Below are 21,957 nucleotides of genomic sequence, written 5' to 3'. Positions count from 1 at the left end.
CTTTGAGACATGACGTGGTGACGTCATGAGAGTTGTCCTGCTTGCGTGGGTCGCGGGCGTCTGGTGGCTGCAACAGGCTTCGGCCTTGCCCGGCGGGCGGGTACTCGCTACGGCCATGGGTCTCGCCGGGGGCGTGTTGTTGGCGTGCGCACTCTGGGCGGTGACACGAAGCGGGCGCGCTGGGACGGGCGCGTCGACGGACACTGGTGGCGCTGACCCGGCACGAAGTGCGGTGTGTGCCGTTCAAGGATGGCGTCAGCGTTGCGTGGTGACAGCGCTTGCGTTGTGTGCGGCGACACTCGGGTATTCATGGGCGGCGCTTCGGGCAGAAGTGCGATTGAGCGATCGTTTCTCCACCGTGCTTGAGGGGGAAGACCTGTTGGTCGTCGGCACCGTGGCTGAGCTGCCCGTGTCGGCGGGCGACGGATTGCGGTTCGCGTTCGATGTGGAACACGCGTATCTCACTGGCGATGGGTGCGCGTTGCCAGTCATGGAGACGCCGGAAGCAGTGTCCGGGACGCGTGGCGAGCGACACGATTCGAAGCGCGGAGCGGCGTCGTGCGGACCAGTGCATGTGCCGGCGCACATCGAACTGGTCTGGCCGGGGCATTCGTTTTTCGGTCGCCAGAAAGTGGTGCGAGTTGCCGGCGTCGGGCAAACGCAAGGATTGCCTGCCGAGCGTGCGGGTCCGACAGGCCCCGGACGTCCGCGGGCAGGTGAGCGATGGCAATTGCCCGTGCGACTGACGTCGCCCAGAGGCTTTGCAAACTGGCACGGATTCGACGCCGAATTGATGGCGCTTGCACGGGGCGTCCGTGCGACAGGATATGTGCGCACTTCCTATGGCGGGGGCAGGGCGTCAAACGTAGGCGGCGCACGGCGTCTGCAATCCGGGCCGATGCCGGGATATCGTTTCGCTGCGTGGCGCGAGCGGCTGCGCGACGACTTTCGGATCGCGCTCGGACCGTCGGCGCGATATGGCGGCGTGTTGATGGCGCTTGCGCTGGGAGAGCGTGGCGACATTGCAGACGACGACTGGCAGGTGTTTGCCGATACGGGGGTGAGTCACTTGCTGGCGATCTCGGGGCTGCACGTATCGCTGGTTGCCGGGGTGTTTGCCGCGCTCGCCGGCGCGCTGTGGCGTCGGGCATGCGGGAGGCATTTCGGCTTGCCGCTATGGTGGCCGGCGCCGAAGGCCGCGGCGGTTGCGGGTCTGCTTGCCGCAGTGGCGTATGGGGCGGTCGCCGGGTGGGGCGTGCCGGTGCGCCGGGCAGTAGGCATGGTGGCGATTCTGGTTCTGGCGCTGCTCAATGGCCGATTCGCTGCGCCGTCTTACGTGCTGATGTGGGCGCTGGCCGTCATCGTCGCGCTCGATCCGTGGGCCGTGGTCACACCGGGTCTGTGGCTCTCATTCGGCGCAGTCGCTGCGCTGGTGTTGGCCGCGAGACATCGCGACCGATGGCGGGTAGCACGGCGGCGCGGGGCGTCTGAAGGGGCGCATGCCTCCACTACGCCCGGTGCGCTCAATGCGCTGGACGCGTCAGAGGTGTCCCACCGGTCTCTTTCGTCCCTTGCGTCCGAAAGGCCGCTTAGCGCGCGAGACGCTGCGAGCAGCACGCGCAGCATCGGCGTGTTTGGCCGCTGGCGAGCCGCGGCATTTGCCTCTCTGTGGCAGGCGGCGCGCGCGCAATACGCGGTCACGATAGGACTCGTGCCGTTGACGCTTGCGTGGTTTGGTGCGGTGCCGTTGCTGGGGCCGTTGGCAAACGCCGTCGCTATTCCGCTGATGACATTGATCGTGACGCCGCTGGCGCTGGCTAGCCTGCTCTTGCCCGCGACGTTGTCACATTGGGCGTTGGCGCTGGCGCATGCGGTGGTCGTCTGGCTGGCGGATTGGCTCGGCATGCTGGCGGCATTGCCTTGGGCCGTGTGGCGTGCAGGGGTTGCGCCGTCTTGGGCACAGGTGGCGGCGGTCGGCGGTGTGATCGCGTGCCTGATGCCGCTGCCTGTCGGAATGGGAGTGCGCAGGGCGAAGGCTTGGCGGGTTGGTGTTCGCTTCGCGGGTTTTGCGCTGATAGTGCCGGCATGGCTCGCTTCGTCGCCGCGCCCCGGTGCCGAGGCGTTTCGCGTCACCATGCTCGATGTCGGGCAAGGCAATGCCGTGCTCGTCGAGACGGCAACGCGCACGCTGCTCTTTGACGCCGGCCCGCCGTTGGGACGGCGCAGCGATGCGGGGCGCCGTGTGATCGTCCCCTATCTCCGGGCGCAGGGTGTCGAGCGGCTCGACCGTTTCGTCGTCAGCCACGCCCACGACGATCACTTTGGCGGCGCGTTGAGTGTGTTGAGGGCGTATCCGCACGCACAGGTGTTTTCGTCGCTGCCTGCGACGCATCGGGTGCGCCGCGCCGCCGCTGCTCATCGAACTTGCCTCGCGGGACAGCAGTGGACGTGGGATGGCGTGACGTTCCGGTTTCTGCACCCGGACACTGCGACGTTGCGCGATGGCTGGGGCGGGCGCGTCGGGCCAAACGGTGTGAGCTGCGTGTTGCGCGTATCGAGCGGGAAGCACAGTGCGCTACTCGCAGCGGACGCCGAAGCCCCCCAGGAGCGCACCATGCTGGCGCGCTTCAGGGTGGATTTGCGCTCGGACGTCCTGCTCGTGCCGCATCACGGGAGTTTGACCTCGTCGACGTCCGAATTCGTGGAGGCAGTGTCGCCGGGCCATGTGGTGTTTCAAACGGGCTATCGGAATCGCTTCGGACATCCGAGGCCGGCTGTGGTTGCGCGCTATCGGGCAGCAGGCGCTCGGATTTGGCAAACGGTGGCGCACGGAGGCGTTCGGTTCTCGATCACCGGAGATGGGATCGAGGCACTGTCCTACCGCGAGCAATACCGCCGGTACTGGCACGCCACTGATCCGGACGTGTAGGGGCGGTGCCTGACGGCGCGGGTGTGGGGACGTGGCGCCGGTCCGGCCCAGGTCTCGCGATTCGACTGAAACCTCTACCGGCACTCAATGCACTCGACGGGCGGTTCGCTAGAATGGTTCGACAAGTGCCAGACGGCCGGATTGACCGACAGTGGATTCGGGGGGGTAGACTGGGCGGGCAGGGGCGGTAGCGTCGCGCCTTCCGACTCCGGTGAAATTCCCATCGGGCTGGTTTGGCAACATGAAGAATTCCATGACAAGAGAGATCATCCATTTTTCGCACGGCAATGGCTTCCCCGCAGGCGTCTATCGCAAGATGCTCGGCGCGTTGGCCGACGAGTACGACGTGCGTGCCATCGACCGTATCGGTCACGACCCGCGCTATCCGGTCACGCCGGGCTGGCGCTATTTGCGCAACGAGTTGGTCGACACGCTCGAGCGCGAATATCACGGGGAGCCGGTCTGGCTCGTCGGGCATTCGCTCGGCGGCTTCCTGAGCCTCATGGCTGCGCTCAAGGCACCACAGTGCGTGCGGGGCGTGGTGATGATCGATTCCCCCATCGTTACGCCGGGGTGGCGCACGCAAATGCTGCGGCTGGGGATGCTCACCGGACTTTACGAACGGCTCTCGCCTGCCGGCGTGACCAAGCGGCGCCGCGATCGCTGGCCCGACTGGGAGGCGGCATGGCGGCATTTCGCCAGCAAGCCGGTGTTTGCCAATTGGGATCCGGACGTGCTGCGCGACTACATCGATTGCGGCACCTTGCCGACGGGGGAGGGCAAGGCCCGGCGTCTGGCATTCGCCCGCGAAATCGAATATCGAATCTATCTGACGCTGCCGCCGCGGCTCGCCGCACGGGCCATGCGCGGCGTGCCGGTGCCGGTCGGCTTTCTGGCAGGTACCGAATCGCGCGAGTTGCGGCAGGCGGGAATCGGGGCGACGCGCCGTATCGTGGGCACTCATCTGCGTTATGTCCACGGCACCCATCTCTTTCCGATGGAGCACCCGCTGGAGACCGCTGCGGCGGTGCGCGACATGCTCGCGGAGCTACGCGGCGAACACCGGCACCCGCTCGCGGCATGAGACTTGTGCGGGCGGCCCGCGCCTGAAGGTAGCCGAGCCGGGCAGATTCATGCTGTAGTGTGCCTGCCGTACCGGGGCGGTGCGCGCGATGGCCTGTCAAGGCCAAAATTTGCCGCGCCGCACCTCGAGGGCAAGGCAGCTTTCGGGTATAATCCGGCTTTCCCGCGAGCAATTACTGCGATGACCAAATTCGTTTTTGTCACGGGCGGCGTGGTTTCCTCTCTTGGTAAGGGAATTGCTGCCGCATCTCTGGCCGCGATTCTAGAATCGCGTGGCCTCAAAGTCACCCTCCTCAAGCTTGATCCCTACATCAACGTCGACCCGGGCACGATGAGCCCGTTTCAGCACGGCGAGGTGTTTGTCACTGAGGATGGTGCGGAAACCGACCTCGATCTGGGCCACTACGAGCGCTTCATCAGCGCCAAGATGCGCCGTGCGAACAACTTCACGACGGGCCAGATCTACGAATCGGTGATCCGCAAGGAGCGCCGTGGCGAATATCTCGGCAAGACCGTTCAGGTCATTCCGCACATCACCAATGAAATTCAGGCCTTCGTCGAGCGCGGCGCGCGTTCGACCTGGGACGGCCATCCGGACGTGGCCATCGTCGAAATCGGCGGTACGGTTGGCGATATCGAATCGCTGCCGTTCCTCGAGGCCGCACGTCAGATGAATCTGCGCCTGGGGCGCAACAGCGTGGCCTTCGTGCACCTGACGCTCGTGCCGTACATTGCGACGGCAGGCGAACTCAAGACCAAGCCGACGCAACACAGCGTGCAGAAGCTGCGCGAAATCGGTATTTCGCCGGACGTGCTGCTGTGCCGTGCCGACCGTCAGATTCCGGAAGACGAGTGCGCCAAGATTTCGCTGTTCGCGAACATTCCGCAGGACGCCGTGATCTCGGTCTGGGACGTCGACACGATCTACAAGATTCCGCAGATGCTTCGTGACCAGGGCATGGACAAGATCATCTGCGACGAGCTGAAGATCGAAGCCAAGCCGGCCGACTTGTCCATGTGGACGCGTCTGGTGCACGCTGTCGAGAATCCGAAGCATGAGGTCACCATCGGCATGGTCGGCAAGTACGTCGATCTGACCGAGTCGTACAAGTCGCTTATCGAAGCGCTGCGTCACGCCGCCATCCACACGGAAACGCGCGTGAATATCGAGTACATCGATTCCGAACAGATCGAGAAGGACGGCACGGATGCGCTCAAGCATCTGGACGCCATTCTCGTGCCGGGCGGTTTCGGTCGCCGCGGTACCGAAGGCAAGATCAAGGCGGTCCGCTACGCTCGCGAGAATCGCGTGCCGTATCTGGGCATCTGTCTCGGCATGCAGCTCGCCGTGATCGAGTTCGCACGCGACGTGGCCAAGCTGGCCGAGGCCAACAGCACGGAGTTCGATCCGTCGACGCCGCATCCGGTCGTCGCCCTCATTACCGAGTGGCAGGACCGCGATGGCAAGATCGAGCAGCGTACCGAAGATTCGGATCTGGGCGGCACGATGCGCCTGGGCTCGCAGCGCGTGCCGATCAAGGCCGAAACGATGGCCTCGCGCATCTATGGCGACACGGTCAACGAGCGCCACCGCCACCGCTACGAAGTCAACAACTACTACGTTCCGCAGCTCGAAGCTGCCGGCATGGTGATTTCGGCGCGTACGCCGACCGAGAACCTGCCGGAGATGATGGAACTGCCGCAGCAGATGCACCCGTGGTTCGTGGGCGTTCAGTTCCACCCGGAATTCACCTCGACGCCGCGCGACGGCCATCCGCTCTTCAAGGCTTATGTTGAAGCGGCGCTGGAAGGTCAGCAAGCGCGCAAGAAGGCTGCCTGAGACTGAGCTGCCGCGAGCGAGAGACAAGGAGTTCCCATGAAACTGTGCGGTTTCGACGTTGGCCTGGATAAGCCGTTTTTCCTGATCGCAGGCACCTGCGTCGTCGAGTCGGAGCAAATGACCATCGACGTCGCGGGGCAGCTCAAGGAAATGACGAGCGCGCTCGGCATCCCGTTCATCTACAAGTCGTCGTTCGACAAGGCGAATCGCAGCTCGGGCAAGTCGTATCGCGGCCCTGGGCGCGAGGCTGGCCTGAAGATTCTCGAGGAAGTGCGCCGTCAACTCGGCGTGCCGGTGCTGACCGATGTGCACACCGAAGAAGACGTGGCCGTGGCCGCGCCCATCGTCGATGTGCTGCAAACGCCTGCGTTCCTGTGCCGTCAGACGGATTTCATCCGTGCCTGCGCCCAGTCCGGCAAGCCGGTGAACATCAAGAAGGGGCAGTTTCTCGCGCCGCACGACATGATCAACGTCATCGACAAGGCCCGCGACGCCGCGCGCGAAGCCGGTCTGCCCGATGACGTGTTCATGGCCTGCGAGCGAGGTGTCTCGTTCGGCTACAACAATCTGGTTTCGGACATGCGCTCGCTCGCGATCATGCGCGAGACCAGAGCGCCGGTCGTGTTCGACGCAACGCATTCGGTACAACTGCCGGGCGGTCAGGGCACCAGTTCGGGCGGCCAGCGCGAGTTCGTGCCGGTGCTGTCGCGTGCGGCCGTGGCCGTGGGCGTGTCGGGCCTGTTCATGGAAACACACCCGGACCCGGCCTGCGCCCTTTCGGACGGCCCCAATGCCGTGCCGCTCGGACGCATGCGAGAACTGCTCACCACGCTCAAGACGATTGACGCGGCGGTGAAGCAGGGTGAGTTTCTGGAAAATAATTTCAACTGAAGTTCGGCCGGTGTGCGCAGAAGTGCGGCATCGGTGCCCACGTCAGGATTCGGCGCATGCGCCCGACGTGCGCGCGGCATGTGACGGGCTGCGGCGCGATGCAGGTTCCCTTTAGCGTTTTTGTCATTCAGTTACCGAGGAATACATGAGTGCAATCGTAGATATCATCGGGCGCGAAGTGCTGGACTCGCGCGGCAATCCGACGGTCGAGTGCGACGTGCTGCTGGAGTCGGGCGTGATGGGCCGTGCGGCAGTGCCGTCGGGCGCATCGACCGGCTCGCGCGAAGCGATCGAACTGCGCGACGGCGATAAGGAGCGCTATCTCGGCAAGGGTGTGCAGAAGGCAGTCGAGCACATCAACACCGAGATTTCGGAAGCGATCATGGGCCTGGATGCAGCAGAACAAGCCTTCCTGGACAAGACCCTGATCGAACTCGACGGCACGGACAACAAGTCGCGCCTCGGCGCGAACGCCACGCTGGCCGTGTCGATGGCCGTGGCCAAGGCGGCGGCGGAAGAAGCCGGTCTGCCGCTGTACCGCTACTTCGGCGGTTCGGGCGCCATGCAAATGCCGGTGCCGATGATGAACATCGTCAACGGCGGTGCGCACGCCAACAACAGCCTGGACATCCAGGAGTTCATGGTGATGCCCGTCGGTCAGACGAGCTTCCGCGAAGCCCTGCGTTGCGGCGCCGAAATCTTTCACGCGCTGAAGAAGATCATTTCCGAGAAGGGCATGAGCACGGCCGTGGGCGATGAAGGCGGTTTCGCACCGAACTTCGCGTCGAACGAAGAGTGCCTGACGACCATTCAGCAAGCCGTCGAAAACGCAGGTTACCGCCTGGGTGACGACGTGCTGCTGGCCCTGGACTGCGCCTCGACCGAGTTCTTCAAGAACGGCAAGTACGAACTCGCCGGTGAGGGCTTGTCGCTGACCTCGGAAGAGTTCGCCGACTACCTCGCCAACCTGTGCGACAAGTTCCCGATCGTCTCGATCGAAGACGGCATGTCGGAAGACGACTGGGCCGGCTGGAAGATCCTGACCGAGAAGCTGGGCAAGAAGGTGCAACTGGTCGGTGACGATCTGTTCGTGACCAACACGAAGATCCTGAAGCAGGGTATTGAGCAAGGCGTCGCCAACTCGATCCTTATCAAGATCAACCAGATCGGTACGCTCACCGAGACCTTCGCCGCCATCGAAATGGCCAAGCGCGCCGGTTACACGGCCGTGGTGTCGCACCGTTCGGGCGAAACCGAAGACTCGACGATCGCCGACATCGCCGTCGGTACGAACGCCGGTCAGATCAAGACCGGTTCGCTCTCGCGCAGCGACCGTATCGCGAAGTACAACCAGTTGCTTCGTATCGAAGAAGATCTCGGCGATATCGCTTCGTATCCGGGTAAGGAAACGTTTTACAATCTGCGCTAATTCCGTTTCCCCGGGAAGCTGAGCCCCGCCTCCGGTCGGGACGCACTTCCCGGAATTCTTGCCAGGCGAAAGCATGCGAATGGTGACATTGGTACTGGTGCTGCTTCTGGCGGCCATCCAGTATCCGCTCTGGTTCGGCCACGGTGGTTGGTTGTACGTGCACGAACTGCGCGACGAGTTGAGCGCCGAACAGCAAAAGAACGAGCAGTTGAAGGAACGTAACGATCGCCTTGCCGGCGAAGTGCAGGATTTGCAGGAAGGCACGGCGGCGATCGAGGAACGCGCTCGTTTCGAGCTGGGCATGGTCAAGGACGGCGAAGTGTTCGTGCAGTTCGTCGCACCCGACGGCACTGGTGGTCCGCAGGCGGCATCCGGTGTCGATGCGCCGCTGGTGTCGTCGACCGAGCCGGCGCACAAGTCGGTCGCGGCTGCCCCGCCTGCTGCTACGCCATCGTCGCAAACGAAGGGCAAGGCGCAGGCGGCGCACAAGACTCAGCATCACTGATCGCCGCTGGCATGATGTGCGGACGGTAAAACGAAAAGGCGTTCCCTCGGGAACGCCTTTTTTATTTCATGCACGGTGTCGCTCAGAAGCCGATGCCGATGCCAACCGACGAGCGCGGGCCATACCATCCGGGGCCGTACCAGCCTGGCCCATACCAGCCGGGTCCGTACCACCCGGGGCTTCCCCAGCCGCCATAGAAGTAGGCGTTGCTGTTGTAGCTGCGCATGGCGTCGTCAAACGCGCGTTGTGCGCGTTCGCGCTCGATGGCCGTTTCCTGCTCGTCGTAGATGCGCTTGTTCAGGCGTGTCAGGTCTTGTTTCTGCGCTTCGGTCAATGCAGGGGCGTCTTGCGTCTGCGGAAGACGCGCCGCCGGCGCGTCAGGGGGCGGTATTTGCAACGGCGCGCAGCCAGCGACGAGCATCAGCGCCGATGCACCGAGCGCGCCGGTGACTGACTGAATTCGCCGGACGCGCAGCGAACCGGCGGCGTGTGGTGCGTTGGGAGCGAGTCGCGACATGAACGAATCCCCGTGGATTGGCAGCGCAGCAGTGAGACCGAAGGCCTCATGCCATGACATGACGTGAGATTCACCGGCACGCGGGTCGTTCCGCGCCCGGCGATCTCAACGCCTCTCAATGCTGCACGGACGGTGCGGTGTGCGGCTGCTCGGCAAAAAGCTGTGCCGCATCCACCTTGTCGAAATGATAGGTCTGGCGGCAGAATTCGCACGCCACTTCGACGTTTGGACGCTCGTCGAACACGCTCATGACCTCCGCCTCACCTAGCGTACGCAGCATGTTGGCGACCCGCTCGCGCGAGCAAGTGCAGCGAAACGACGCGACTTGCGGCTCGAATACACGTACCGTTTCTTCCCAGAACAGGCGATGCAGCAGCGTTTCCCGATCGGTACTCAGCATTTCGTCGCGCTTGAGTGTGTTACCCAACTGACAGACGCGATTCCAGGTGTCCTCATCGAACTCGGGGGCCAGCTCGGCGCCGGCCCCTGCCGTACCGCCATGCCCCGGCAGCTTCTGCAACAGAATCCCGACCGTGTGGTTGTCGTCCGATGCCAGCCACAGGCGCGTATCGAGTTGCTCCGAATGGTGCATGTAGTGCTCGAGTACCGATGCCATGTCGGGCAGGGGGCCATGTTCGTCGGACAGCGGCACGATGCCTTGATACGGTTGCTGGCCCGGTTGTTTGACGCGGGGGTCGAGCGTGATGGCGAAGTGCGCGTGGCCATTGACGTTGACGAGCGACTTGAGCGTCGCATCTTCAGGAATCTCGCCGCTGTACTTCGCCGTGGCGCGCATCGTCAGGTCGGCGTTGCATTCGACCACGATCATGGTGACGGGGCCGTCGCCGTGCAGTTGCAGAATCAGGGCGCCGTCGAATTTGACGTTGGCCGTGAGCAGCGCCGCTGCAGCCATCATTTCACCGAGCAGATGGCGTATCGGCAGCGGGTAGTCATGGCGCTCCAGCACCGCGCGCCAGGTGGCGTCGAGGCTGACGTATTCACCGCGCACCGGGGCGGCGTCGAACATGAATTTCTGAAGTTGATCGGACACGGTTGAATTCCTGAAAAATGCGGCAACGGCGGTCAATATGGCGAGTGGCGGTGTAGGGAACAAAAACCGCACGAACGGGCCAGATGTCGCACAAAAAGCCGGTGATTGGCGCGTTAATGTTGCGTTATTTGGGGGCGCGCACCGCATTTTCAACACGTCGGGCAGCCCAGGCCCGTGCGCCGGGCCGCCGGCGCGCGTTGGCGCCGGTGGTTCGCATCAGCCGATGCGCACCAGTTGTTCCTTGAAGACCTGACGGCGTGTCGCGTAGACGTCCGCGTTGCGCTTCAGGTTGGCGACTTCCTCATCGGTCAGCTCGCGTACGACCTTGGCGGGCACGCCCAGAATCAGGGAGCGGTCGGGGAAGGTTTTGCGTTCGGTGACCAGCGCTCCTGCGCCCACCAGACTGTCGCGGCCGATGACTGCGCCATTGAGCAGCACGGCCTGAATGCCGATCAGCGAGTTCTCGCCCACCGTACAGCCGTGCAGCATTGCCTGATGGCCGATGCTTACGCCGTTGGCCAGCGTGAGCGGATAGCCCGGGTCGGCATGCAGGACGGCACCTTCCTGTACGTTCGTGCCCACACCGACCTTGATCGGCTCGTTGTCGCCGCGGATCGCCACCCCGGGCCAAACGCTGCTGTTCTCTGCGAGGATCACCTCGCCGATGATGGTGGCAGTGTCGGCCACGAAAGCACTCTCGTGGATCTGCGGGGTCTTGTCTCCAAGTTTATAGATCGGCATAGCGGCTTCGGTTCGCGGTTAAAATCGACGAAATAGCTATTGTAACGTCATGGCCGACTTCACTCCCGCGCCCGGCGGCGATACCGCCTGCAACGCCTTCTCCGGCAGTTCCACCCAACACGTCCCGTCTGGCGACGCCTCCTACGCGCCCGGTTGTGCCCGCGAGCGCGCGCTCGGCCTTCTGCGCCTGTGCGATCCGTATCAGAAGGCTGAGGGCGTGGCGGCGCTTCGCGATGCCGTGCGGGAGGGCGCCGCGCACTGGCGCCCCGAACGGCGCTTCGATGCGGCTGAAGCCGCTGAAGTGAACGGGGTGGCGAGGGCGTCCGATCCGGCTGGCGAGGCCGAAGCGCACGATGCGGGCATTCCGGGACGTCCGGCATTACCCCGGTTGGTGTCTCCACGTGAGCTGAAGCACCGCGCTGTCACGTCGGTGGAGGGACGCGCCGCGTTGCTGCACGCGCTCGCCCATATCGAATTTAACGCGATCAATCTCGCGCTCGACGCCCTATGGCGCTTCGATGGCCTGCCTGCCGCGTATTACGACGACTGGCTGCGGGTCGCCGCAGAGGAGGCGTATCACTTCACGCTGCTCTCGACGCATCTGAAATCGTTAGGCGATGCCTACGCCTACGGATGCTTCCCGGCGCACGACGGTCTGTGGGAGATGGCGCGCAGGACGTCCGGCGACTGGCTGGCGCGTCTCGCCCTGGTGCCGCGTACGCTGGAGGCGCGCGGATTGGACGCCAGTCCGCCGATCAAGGCGAAGCTGGCCAGCGCAGGCGACGCTGCCGGTGCGGCCATTCTCGACATCATTCTGCGCGACGAAATCGGGCATGTCGCCATCGGTAACCGTTGGTATCGCTGGGGCTGCGAGCGCGCCGGATGCGATCCCATCGAGACGTATTCCCGGCTGGCCATCCAGTACCGTGCGCCGCGTCTGCGAGGACCGTTCAATCTGGAGGCGCGCCGGGCGGCGGGCTTCGACGATGACGAACTCGCGGCCCTTCAGGCGAGCGAGTGACGGCGCCGTCGATGCACCAATTTTGAAGCCGATATACTCGGCGTTCCCCAATCCTTTCGCTCTTCACTACCCGCCAGCGCCATGACCGATTCGCGATCCGAATTTCTGACTGTGCGCGGCCTGCGCCATCATGTCCGGCAGTGGGGTACGCCCGGTGCACCGAAGCTGTTTTTACTGCACGGGTGGATGGACGTGTCGGCGTCGTTCCAGTTCGTGGCCGAAACGCTGGCGCAGCGCTGGCATCTGCTTGCCCCCGACTGGCGCGGCTTCGGCCTCACGGACTGGCCGGTGGCCGACGGCCGCTGCGGCAGCTACTGGTTTCCCGACTATCTCGCCGATCTCGAGGCCTTGCTCGACGTTTACACCGGGCCCGGCGACGCTATTAACCTGATCGGACACAGCATGGGCGGGAACGTCGCCTGCCTGTACGCCGGGGTGCGGCCGGCGCGGGTTCGGCGGCTTGTGAATCTGGAGGGTTTCGGTCTGCCGCCGTCTCAGCCGATTGCGGCGATCCGTCAATTGGGGCGGTGGCTCGACGATCTGCAAAGCGTGCCGACGCTGCGCCCCTACGCCACGCTTGACGCGGTGGCCGCGCGGCTGCGCAAGACGAATCCACGGCTCACTCCCGAACGGGCGGCGTGGCTGGCCCAACGGTGGGCGCGCCAGGCGCGCGACGGGCAATGGCATTTGCTTGCCGATGCGGCGCACAAGATCGCCAATCCGTATCCGTACCGGCTCGATGAAGCGATGGCGGTATGGGGCAACGTGAGCGCACCGGTGCTGCATGTGGAGGCAACGGATTCGGAAGTGCTGCAACACTTCGTCGGGGCGCAGGGGAAGGAGGCGTTCCGTGAGCGTTTTGAGGTCTTTCCGAATTTCACGGAAGCCTTCGTGGCCGATGCGGGCCACATGCTGCATCACGATCAACCGGAAGCTGTGGCACGGCTGATCGGCGACTTCTGCCGGGCGTAAACGGGATATGAGCGGGACATAAGCGGGACATAAGCGGGCGTCGGCGCGCGAGCAACTCGCGCAGCGTGCACTTGCGCGGTAGAATGAAGCCGTCATTACAACGTCACTCGCTGGTGTCCGGCGGGGCAGACGTGTCACAGCCTGGCCTCATCATGCTCAACGCGGATCTTCATTGTCATTCCAAAGTCTCGGACGGTACGCTTACGCCGTCTGAAGTCGCGCAGGTCGCTTTTGAGGCCGGTGTCGACCTGTGGGCATTGACGGATCACGACGAGATCGGCGGCCAGCGTGAAGCGCGTGCGGCGGCCGAGGCGCTTGGCATGCGTTACGTGAGCGGTGTGGAAATTTCCATCACATGGGCCAATCGCACGGTGCACATCGTCGGGTTGAACATCGACCCCGACAATCCCACGCTGATCGACGGCCTTGCGGCCACACGCGGCGGGCGGGCGACACGCGCCGAGCAGATGAGCGAACAACTGGCCGCGGCGGGTATTCCGAACGCCTACGAAGGGGCGCTGCGCTACGTTGGCAATCCTGACCTGATTTCGCGCACCCACTTCGCGCGGTATCTGGTGGAAATAGGCAAATGCGCGTCGGTCTCGGACGTGTTCGCGAAGTATCTTGCCGAGGGGCGTCCCGGCTATGTGCCGCACCGCTGGGCAACGCTTGAAGATTCCGTGAAATGGATTCGTGGCGCGGGCGGCATTGCCGTCGTGGCGCACCCGGGCCGTTATAAATTCTCACCGCTCGAATTCGGGGTGCTGTTCGATCAGTTCCGCGAACTGGGCGGCGAAGCGATCGAAGTGATTACCGGCAGCCACACGCCGGAGCAGTACCGCGAGTATGCCGATGTCGCGCGTCAGTACGATTTTCTGGCGTCGCGCGGCTCGGATTTCCATGGACCGACCGAGAGCCGCGCGCTCCTCGGCAAGCTGCCTGCGTTGCCCGACGATCTCACCCCGGTCTGGAGCCGCTGGCAGTAACCTCCCGACGCTATGTCGCAATTCTTCCAGATTCATCCGGAAAATCCTCAGTCACGACTCATCAAGCAGGCCGCCCAGATCATCGACAAGGGGGGCATCGTGGCCTTACCGACCGATTCGAGCTACGCGATCGCCTGTCATATCGACGACAAGCAGGCCGTCGATCGTCTGCGCCGCGTTCGTGGTCTTGACGAGAAGCAACTGCTGTCGCTGCTGGTGCGCGATCTGTCGGAGCTGGCGGAGTTCGCCATGGTGGACAACCGGCAGTATCGATTGATCAAGGCGACCACGCCGGGGCCGTACGTTTTCATTCTCGAGGCGACGAAGGAGGTGCCGCGCCGTCTCTCCCATCCATCGCGAAAGACGATTGGTTTGCGGGTGCCGGAGCATGCCATTACGCTCGCGTTGCTTGAAGAGCTGGGTCAGCCGCTGCTCGCCACTACGCTGATTTTGCCAGGCGAAACCGAGCCGCTGAACGACCCTGAAGAGATTCGCGAGCGGCTGGAAAAGCAACTGGATCTGGTGATCGATGGCGGCGCTTGTCCGAAAGAGCCGTCGACGGTGATCGATCTGACGGTGACGCCGCCCGAGGTGCTGCGCCGCGGGCGCGGCTCGCTGGCGCCCTTCGGGCTGTCGTGACGGGGCGCATATCGCCGCTTTGCAATGCGCGGTAATACTGGCGTGCGGGTCTGCTTGTTACAATAGCAGGCTATGAATGCAGACCTGATCCAGACCATTGCGGTCTACGCGCTCCCCGTCCTCTTTGCGATTACGTTGCACGAGGCCGCGCATGGCTACGTCGCCAAGTATTTCGGCGACCCCACGGCCTATCTGATGGGACGTGTGACGCTCAATCCCTTCAAGCATATCGACCCGATCGGTACGGTGCTCGTGCCGCTCGCGCTTTACTTCATGACGAGCGGAGCATTTCTGTTCGGCTACGCGAAGCCGGTGCCGGTGGCGTTCGGCAGCCTGCGCAATCCACGCGTCGATACGATCTGGGTGGCGCTCGCCGGCCCGCTCTGCAATTTCGTTCAGGCGATACTTTGGGCCGTGTTCGGACTAGGCTTGCAAGTGATCGGCGTTCACGAGCCGTTCTTCATGATGATGGCGCAGGCGGGCCTGCTGGTGAACCTCGTGATGTGCATGTTCAACCTGTTTCCGGTGCCGCCGCTCGATGGCGGCCGCGTGCTCGTGTCGCTGCTGCCGGCGCGCGCTGCCTACACGCTGTCGCGGGTGGAGCCCTTCGGCTTTTTCATCGTGATGGCGCTGGTGGTGAGCGGCGTGCTTGGCCGTGTGTGGCTGTGGCCGCTCATCCAGTGGGGGCGAGACCTCATCGTCTGGATGCTCACGCCGCTGTTTTTGCTGGTTTCCTGAAGCTTTTGCAGAAGACAACAAGACCATGTACCCCGAACGCGTTTTTTCCGGCATGCGACCGACCGGTCGTCTGCACCTCGGCCACTATCACGGCGTGCTCAAGAACTGGATTCGGCTTCAGTCGGAGTACCCGTGCTATTTCTGCGTGGTCGACTGGCATGCGCTCACCACGCACTATGAAACGCCGGAAGTCATCGAGCAGAACGTTTGGGACATGCTGATCGACTGGCTGGCGGCAGGCATCGATCCGAACCAGGCCACGCTCTTCATCCAGAGCAAGGTGCCCGAGCACGCCGAACTGGCGCTGCTCATCGGCATGAGCACGCCGTTGGGCTGGCTCGAACGCGTGCCGACGTACAAGGAACAGATCGAGAAGCTCAAGGAAAAAGACCTGTCGACGTACGGCTTCCTGGGGTATCCCGTGCTTATGGCGGCCGACATTCTGCTTTACCGCGCGCTGCATGTGCCGGTGGGGGAGGATCAGGTGCCGCACGTGGAAATGACGCGCGAGATCGCGCGTCGTTTCAACTACCTTTACGGCCGCGAAGCCGGCTTCGAGGAGAAGGCGCTGGCGGCTGCGCGCAAGCTTGGTGGCAAGCGCTCGAAGCTGTATCTGGAACTGCGTACGGCCTATCAGGAGCAGGGGGACGACGAAGCGCTTGAGCAGGCCCGTGCGATGCTCTCCGAGTCGCAGTCGCTGTCGCTGGGAGACCGCGAACGGCTCTTCGGTTATCTCGAAGGTGCGCGCAAGCTGATTCTGGTCGAGCCGCAGGCCTTGCTCACGCCGGCGTCGCGCATGCCGGGGCTCGACGGCCAGAAGATGTCGAAATCCTATAACAACACCATCGGTCTGCGCGAAGACGCAGAATCGATCACCAAGAAAGTGCGCACCATGCCGACCGATCCGGCGCGTGTGCGTCGCACCGATCCGGGCGATCCCGAGAAGTGTCCGGTGTGGCAACTGCATCAGGTCTACAGCGACGACGATACGCGCGACTGGGTGCAGAAGGGCTGCCGCAGCGCCGGTATCGGTTGCCTCGAGTGCAAGCAGCCGGTCATCGACGGCATTCTGCGCGAGCAGCAACCGATGCTCGAGCGCGCGCAAAAATACATGGACGATCCGTCGTTGCTGCGCGCCATCGTGGCCGATGGCTGTGAGAAAGCTCGAAAATCTGCGCAGGAAATCATGCGCGACGTGCGCGAAGCCATGGGGCTGCAATATTCATGACGGATGCTGGCGTTCCCGGCATGATGCACGGCGTGGGCGCTCCGTCGCCGTGGCTGGTGCGTTGGGCACATCTGATTCCATCGGGGGCGCGTGTCCTCGATCTGGCGTGCGGCCACGGATGTCACGCGCGCTGGCTTGCGGCACGAGGTGCGCAAGTCACCGCCGTCGATCGCGACGAGGTGGCACTTGCCACCATGTCAATGCTGGCGAACGTCACGACACTGGCGGCCGATCTCGAAGGCGCGCCGTGGCCGTTGGCCGAGGGCGCAACGTTCGATGCCGTCGTTGTCACGAATTATCTGCACCGGCCGCTGCTCTCGCACATTGCCGCCAGCGTGGCACCGGGCGGCGTGCTGATTTATGAAACCTTTGCGCAGGGAAACGAAAGATACGGAAAACCGTCCAATCCACTGTTTCTGCTGGCGCCGGGTGAGTTGCTTGATACGGCGCGCACGGCGGATTTGCGCGTGGTCGCCTTCGAGGATGTCACGTTGCCTGCGCCGCGTGCGGCGTGCGTTCAGCGTTTGTGCGCGACGCGCGCTGCCCCCGGGGAAAACCCCGGCGCTGCCGCGCTGTACGAGGCGACCGCGTAATCCGCTACAATCCACCCTTATCGCTGAATTGTTCGATCAACCATGACTACCCAAACTCCGATTCAAGGCAGTATCGTCGCGATTGTCACGCCGATGGCAGAAGACGGCAGCCTTGACCGTGAAGCACTGCGTAACCTCATCAATTGGCATGTCGATGAAGGCACTGACGGCATCGTGATCGTCGGTACGTCGGGCGAATCGCCGACCGTGAACGTCGAAGAGCATTGCGAACTCATTGAGATCGCCGTGCAGCAAACGGCGGAAGCCGGTGCGTCGCGCGGGCGTAAGGTGCCGGTGATTGCCGGCACGGGCGGCAATTCGACGGCGGAAGCCATCGAACTGACGAAGCATGCGAAGCAGGTCGGTGCCGATGCATCGCTTCAGGTCGTGCCGTACTACAACAAGCCCACGCAGGAAGGCCAGTACCAGCATTTCCGCGCCATTGCCGAAGCCGTTGAGCTGCCGGTCATCCTCTATAATGTGCCCGGCCGTACCGTGGCAGATGCCAGCAACGATACGCTGCTGCGTCTGGCGCAAGTGCCCGGCATCGTCGGCGTGAAAGACGCCACGGGTAATCTGGATCGTGGTATCGACCTGATCCGGCGTGCCCCGAAGCACTTTGCCGTGTATAGCGGCGACGACCTGACGGCAGTTGCGCTCATGCTCATGGGCGGTCAGGGTAATATCTCGGTCACTGCCAACGTGGCACCGCGTGCGATGCACGAATTGTGCGTCGCTGCGCTGGCCGGCAATGTGGTCAAGGCACGGGAACTGCAATTCCAGTTGTTCGAACTGCACCGTGCCATGTTCGTCGAAGCCAATCCGATCCCCGTGAAGTGGGCGCTGCAACAAATGGGCATGATCGCGTCGGGCATCCGCCTGCCGCTCACGCCGCTTGCGCAGGCGTATCAGGACACGGTGCTGGGTGCTCTCAAGTCGGCCAACATCGCCGTTGTCTAAGCTGTCGTTCAAGCCCCCGGGTTCGATTGCCCACCTTTTTTTGCGACTCATGAAACGAATCGTCAGTAATTCCGTAGCTCGTCCCGTGCTGGCATGGGCCGCTATTGCCTCGTTGGCCCTCGTCGCCGGATGCAGCTCCCTCTCGAGTGCCTTGTCCTCCGATAAGGTGGACTACAAAAGCTCGAAGACCGGCCCCTCGCTCGACGTTCCCCCGGATCTGACGAATGTTCAGGCCGCTGATCGCAAGTACGTGACTCCGGCCGGTACCGCCACACTGTCGACCTACGAGACGCAGCAGAAGGTCGTGGCGACGAACCCGACGGACACCGTGCTGCCGGCTGTGCCTGGCATGAAGGTCGTGCGCGACGGCAACGAGCGCTGGCTGGTGATTCAGAAGGCTCCCGGCGATCTGTGGCCGACGCTGCGTGAATTCTGGCAAGAGAACGGCTTCGTGCTGACGATCGACTCGCCTGACACGGGCGTGATGGAAACCGATTGGGCAGAGAATCGTGCAAAGCTGAATCAGGACATCATCCGCGATCTGCTCGGCAAGGTGCTCGACGGTCTGTACTCGACCGGCGAACGCGACCGCTTCCGCACTCGCGTGGAACGTGATCCGAACGGCGGCACGGACATCTACATCACGCATCGCCGTATGGTGGAAGTGTTCACGAACTCGCAGAAGGACACGACCAAGTGGGAGCCGGCACCGAATGATCCGGGCCTCGAGGCGATCTTCCTGACCAAGCTGATGCAACGCTTCGGCGTGCAGGTGGAGCAAGCTCAGGCTCAGGTTGAGGGCGCCAAGACGGGCGTGCCGACGAGCCAGGTCGTGAAGACGGCAGACGCGGCCTATCTTGATATCAACGAGCCGTTCGATCGTGCATGGCGTCGCGTTGGTGTGGCGCTCGACCGCGGTAACTTCACCGTGGACGATCGCGACCGCGCGAAGGGTCTGTACTTCGTGAGCTACGTCGATCCGGCAACGCTCGCCAAGGACAATGGCTTCTTCTATAGCCTGTTCCATGCGAAGGAAGTGCAGGACAGCAAGAAGGCCAAGAAGTACAGCGTGAACGTGCAAGGGCGCGGCGACAGCCAGACGCGCGTGCAGGTGCTCGACGACAAGGGTAACGTCGACAATTCGCAGATCGCGCAGACGATCATCAGCGTAATTGGCAACCAGCTCCGTTAAGGCGGGGCGTGCGATTCGCCAGTTTAGGCAGTGGCAGCGAAGGTAATGCCCTGCTGGTGGAGGCGTCGGAAGGCGCCTCCACGACACGTATTCTTCTCGATTGCGGTTTCTCGATGCGGGAGGTCGAGCGGCGTCTTGTGGCACGCTCGATCGACGTGACGTCGCTCGACGCCATCGTCATCACGCATGAGCATGCCGACCACATCGGCAGTGCCCTTTCCCTCACGCGCAAGTACCGGATTCCTCTCATCATGAGTTGGGGAACGGGGCAGGCCGTCAAAGTACACGCAACCCTCAAGGCTGGCGACGACGATGCGCTCGTGCGCTGGTGTCGTTCCGACGAGCCTTTGGCGGTAGGCGGTATCGAGCTTCACCCCTACACCGTGCCTCACGATGCGCGTGAACCGCTTCAGTTCGTGTTTTCCGACGGCGTGCGCCGCTTGGGGGTGCTCACGGATGCCGGGTGCCCGACCGCTCACTTGATCGCCACACTGGGCGGCTGCGATGCCTTGGTGCTCGAATGCAACCATGATCGCGAGATGCTGGCCAATAGCAAGTATCCGGCGTCGCTCAAAGCGCGAATCGGTGGCATCTATGGTCATCTGGCGAACGAGGCGGCCGCAGAGATTCTGGCGGCGATCGACAGAGCGAAGCTGCAGCGCGTGATTTGCGCGCATTTGAGTGAGCAGAACAACACGCCTGAACTGGCCATGGCGGCGATGTCCGCTGTCATCGGCACCGAGGCAACGGAGATACTCGTGGCGACGCAGGCAGGGGGCTTTGACTGGTTGGCGTGCTAGCGGCGTAGGCCCGTCGCATTGAGCTGTCGGCAGGGCGGGGTGGCCAGGGCGGATGCGATACGACGCGCAGGAATAAAAAAAGCCGGTCGAAAGACCGGCTTTTTTTGCTCAACTGCCTTGCGGCAGCGAGAGCTTACTTGCTGGCAGCAGCGTCAGCAGCCGAAGCAACGGCGTCAGCGGCAGCACCAGCAGCCGAAGCGACCGTGTCAGCAGCAGCACCAGCAGCCGAAGCAACCGTGTTGGCAGCAGCGCCAGCAGCCGAAGCGGCCGAATCAGCAGCAGCCGAGGCAGCCGAAGCGGCAGCGTCAGCGGCCGGAGCGGCGGCTTCTTCCTTCTTGCCGCAGGCGGTCAGGGCGATAGCCAACAACGAAGCGACGAGGAGAGACTTCTTCATGATCACGTCCTTTTATGGTAGAAGACAAGCGAATGAATATTAATTACGGTAATACGCTCTTGCCAGCGCAAAGCCGATTGCGAGACATTGGCAATTGAGGATTACCCTTGGTCATGCAAGCTGCTTGGCGAGAAATTATATTGGGTTTTCCCCAACGCGTCACGTCAATCTCGCGCATTTACCCCGCTTTTTTCCTTACAGCGCGCAACTTTCGCACGGTCTTCGAGTCTGGTTCGAGTTGCAGCCATCCCGAAGTATACCAATCGTACAGAATTTCGACGATTTCTTGGCTATTTTGCTCGAAATTCGCACATTCCTCGGCATCCAGTCGACGGAGGTCGGCGAGGCGCCGTAACGTCGATCTTGCACTGACGGGGACTTCGAGCGGCTCACCGTTGACGTAGTATCGGTTGCGTCGATACAACAATTGTGTCTTCGCCGAGAGCGCCAGGCCGCGCGACGACGCTTCGCGGACGAAACGCGTCTCTGAAAGCGGCGTTTCCGGCGGGTCGAAAAACACATGCGACTTCGGTTCGCTCAACCAGCGCCCAAGGAAGTCCTCCACCTCTTTCTGTCCCCAGCGCACCTTTTCGAGTTGCGAGACGAGTGTGTCGATCATGGCATCGGGCAGCGCGGCAGGATGCTTGACGGCAGATTGCGACGGGTCGGCGTATCGGCCAGCGAAATGACGTGCGAACGGCAATTCGGGGGCGTTCTCGGCAAGGTAGTACAGGAAGTTCTGAAGCATCTCCTGCTCGAGCGGCGCGCGAAAACCGATCGAGTACGTCATGCACTCGCCTTCGGCGACACCGTCGTGCGCATAGCCTGGCGGCAGATACAGCATGTCGCCTGGCTCGAGCACCCATTCCTCTTCGGCTTCGAAGTGCTTCAGGATGCGCAGCGGCACACCCTCGAGCCATGTGGTGTCACGTTGCGGCCCGATGCGCCAGCGACGCTTGCCATGGGCTTGCAGCAGAAAGACATCGTAGGAGTCGAGATGCGGTCCCACACCGCCGCCATCGGTGGCGTAGCTGATCATCACGTCGTCGAGACGAGCGTCGGGAATGAAGCGAAACTGTTGCATGAGGGCATCGACGGCCGGCGCGTGCAGATTCACACCTTGCACGAGAAGCGTCCATTGTTTGCGCGTGAGCGGCGGCAAATCGGTGGCATCGAACGGGCCGTGCTCAAGTTGCCAGCGCTTGCGCGCATGGCTGATGAGTCGAGATTCGACGTCGTCCTGCGCGGCGAGTGCGAACAGCGCGTCGCGCGAGAGCGGCGCGGTAAAGCCGGGGATCGCTTGCCGGATGAGTAGCGGGCGCTTGTGCCAGTAGCGCTTCATGAAGGCCTCGGGCGCGAGACCGCCGAGCAGGGGCGATGTGGGGCGGGATGTCGTCATGCGTAGATCGATGCGTTAAAAGTGACAGCGGGAGGCAACGGCGCCGGTG

21 protein-coding genes are annotated in these 21,957 nt (G+C 63.1%); 16 read left to right on the top strand and 5 right to left on the bottom strand.

Features of this window, described 5'->3' with window-relative positions:
- Positions 1–25: 25 nt before the first annotated feature.
- The 6 genes from C266_RS02265 (at position 26) to ftsB (ending at position 8,677) form a co-directional block, all read left to right on the top strand.
- Positions 26–2,929, top strand: coding sequence for a DNA internalization-related competence protein ComEC/Rec2 (locus tag C266_RS02265; RefSeq protein ID WP_081636110.1), 2,904 nt, complete (start codon positions 26–28; stop codon positions 2,927–2,929).
- Between the two features lie 253 nt (positions 2,930–3,182).
- Positions 3,183–4,013 carry an alpha/beta fold hydrolase gene (locus C266_RS02260; RefSeq protein WP_010807441.1) on the top strand — a complete coding sequence of 277 codons (831 nt, stop codon included), beginning with the start codon at positions 3,183–3,185 and terminating at the stop codon, positions 4,011–4,013.
- Positions 4,014–4,193: 180 nt separating this feature from the next.
- Entirely contained in the window at positions 4,194–5,852 is a 1,659-nt protein-coding gene (locus C266_RS02255) for a CTP synthase (protein WP_010807440.1), read from the top strand.
- Between the two features lie 36 nt (positions 5,853–5,888).
- Positions 5,889–6,743 (top strand): 3-deoxy-8-phosphooctulonate synthase, encoded by an 855-nt coding sequence (gene kdsA, locus C266_RS02250; protein WP_010807439.1) that lies wholly within the window; start codon positions 5,889–5,891, stop codon positions 6,741–6,743.
- A 145-nt stretch (positions 6,744–6,888) separates the two neighbouring features.
- A complete protein-coding gene (gene eno / locus C266_RS02245; RefSeq protein WP_010807438.1) occupies positions 6,889–8,172 on the top strand; it encodes a phosphopyruvate hydratase in 1,284 nt (427 codons plus the stop codon).
- A 73-nt stretch (positions 8,173–8,245) separates the two neighbouring features.
- Positions 8,246–8,677, top strand: coding sequence for a cell division protein FtsB (ftsB, locus tag C266_RS02240; RefSeq protein WP_036660966.1), 432 nt, complete (start codon positions 8,246–8,248; stop codon positions 8,675–8,677).
- An 82-nt stretch (positions 8,678–8,759) separates the two neighbouring features.
- Here the strand turns inward: ftsB and C266_RS27205 are convergent, their stop codons facing one another.
- From C266_RS27205 to C266_RS02225, 3 genes are all read right to left on the bottom strand, one after another.
- On the bottom strand, positions 8,760–9,194 hold the full coding sequence (locus C266_RS27205) for a hypothetical protein (protein WP_144265676.1): 435 nt from the start codon (positions 9,192–9,194) through the stop codon (positions 8,760–8,762).
- Positions 9,195–9,309: 115 nt separating this feature from the next.
- A complete protein-coding gene (hslO, locus tag C266_RS02230) occupies positions 9,310–10,245 on the bottom strand; it encodes an Hsp33 family molecular chaperone HslO (protein ID WP_010807435.1) in 936 nt (311 codons plus the stop codon).
- 216 nt (positions 10,246–10,461) lie between these two features.
- On the bottom strand, positions 10,462–10,986 hold the full coding sequence (locus C266_RS02225; RefSeq protein ID WP_010807434.1) for a gamma carbonic anhydrase family protein: 525 nt from the start codon (positions 10,984–10,986) through the stop codon (positions 10,462–10,464).
- Between the two features lie 49 nt (positions 10,987–11,035).
- Between C266_RS02225 and C266_RS02220 the strand changes: the two genes are divergently transcribed.
- From C266_RS02220 to C266_RS02175, 10 genes are all read left to right on the top strand, one after another.
- A complete protein-coding gene (locus tag C266_RS02220; protein ID WP_010807433.1) occupies positions 11,036–12,007 on the top strand; it encodes a ferritin-like domain-containing protein in 972 nt (323 codons plus the stop codon).
- Positions 12,008–12,088: 81 nt separating this feature from the next.
- Entirely contained in the window at positions 12,089–12,979 is an 891-nt protein-coding gene (locus C266_RS02215; protein WP_010807432.1) for an alpha/beta fold hydrolase, read from the top strand.
- Positions 12,980–13,131: 152 nt separating this feature from the next.
- Complete coding sequence (locus C266_RS02210) at positions 13,132–13,965, top strand: 3',5'-nucleoside bisphosphate phosphatase (RefSeq protein ID WP_010807431.1); 834 nt, start codon at positions 13,132–13,134, stop codon at positions 13,963–13,965.
- Positions 13,966–13,977: 12 nt separating this feature from the next.
- Positions 13,978–14,604: an L-threonylcarbamoyladenylate synthase gene (locus C266_RS02205; protein ID WP_010807430.1), complete on the top strand. Its 627-nt coding sequence runs from the start codon at positions 13,978–13,980 to the stop codon at positions 14,602–14,604.
- A gap of 72 nt (positions 14,605–14,676) precedes the next feature.
- On the top strand, positions 14,677–15,342 hold the full coding sequence (locus tag C266_RS02200) for a site-2 protease family protein (RefSeq protein WP_010807429.1): 666 nt from the start codon (positions 14,677–14,679) through the stop codon (positions 15,340–15,342).
- A 25-nt stretch (positions 15,343–15,367) separates the two neighbouring features.
- On the top strand, positions 15,368–16,570 hold the full coding sequence (locus C266_RS02195) for a tryptophan--tRNA ligase (protein WP_010807428.1): 1,203 nt from the start codon (positions 15,368–15,370) through the stop codon (positions 16,568–16,570).
- Positions 16,567–17,163, top strand: a complete 597-nt coding sequence (locus tag C266_RS02190; RefSeq protein ID WP_010807427.1) for a bifunctional 2-polyprenyl-6-hydroxyphenol methylase/3-demethylubiquinol 3-O-methyltransferase UbiG — start codon at positions 16,567–16,569, stop codon at positions 17,161–17,163. The genes C266_RS02195 and C266_RS02190 overlap by 4 nt, the downstream gene beginning before the upstream one ends.
- 42 nt (positions 17,164–17,205) lie before the next feature.
- Positions 17,206–18,123, top strand: a complete 918-nt coding sequence (dapA, locus tag C266_RS02185) for a 4-hydroxy-tetrahydrodipicolinate synthase (RefSeq protein WP_010807426.1) — start codon at positions 17,206–17,208, stop codon at positions 18,121–18,123.
- Positions 18,124–18,172: 49 nt separating this feature from the next.
- The gene (gene bamC, locus C266_RS02180; RefSeq protein ID WP_036660962.1) at positions 18,173–19,315 is read left to right on the top strand and encodes an outer membrane protein assembly factor BamC; all 1,143 of its coding nucleotides are present in this window, start codon (positions 18,173–18,175) and stop codon (positions 19,313–19,315) included.
- Between the two features lie 8 nt (positions 19,316–19,323).
- Positions 19,324–20,115 carry an MBL fold metallo-hydrolase gene (locus tag C266_RS02175; RefSeq protein WP_036660959.1) on the top strand — a complete coding sequence of 264 codons (792 nt, stop codon included), beginning with the start codon at positions 19,324–19,326 and terminating at the stop codon, positions 20,113–20,115.
- Positions 20,116–20,248: 133 nt separating this feature from the next.
- Here the strand turns inward: C266_RS02175 and C266_RS27645 are convergent, their stop codons facing one another.
- Both C266_RS27645 and C266_RS02170 read right to left on the bottom strand, forming a co-directional pair.
- Positions 20,249–20,509 (bottom strand): hypothetical protein, encoded by a 261-nt coding sequence (locus C266_RS27645; RefSeq protein ID WP_081636109.1) that lies wholly within the window; start codon positions 20,507–20,509, stop codon positions 20,249–20,251.
- 178 nt (positions 20,510–20,687) lie between these two features.
- Entirely contained in the window at positions 20,688–21,908 is a 1,221-nt protein-coding gene (locus C266_RS02170) for a cupin domain-containing protein (protein ID WP_010807423.1), read from the bottom strand.
- Positions 21,909–21,957 lie beyond the last annotated feature (49 nt).

Source organism: Pandoraea sp. SD6-2, assembly GCF_000389825.1.
Classification (GTDB): domain Bacteria; phylum Pseudomonadota; class Gammaproteobacteria; order Burkholderiales; family Burkholderiaceae; genus Pandoraea; species Pandoraea communis.
Note: the sequence above shows the minus strand (reverse complement) of the source record. Positions and strands in the feature narration are given on the sequence as shown.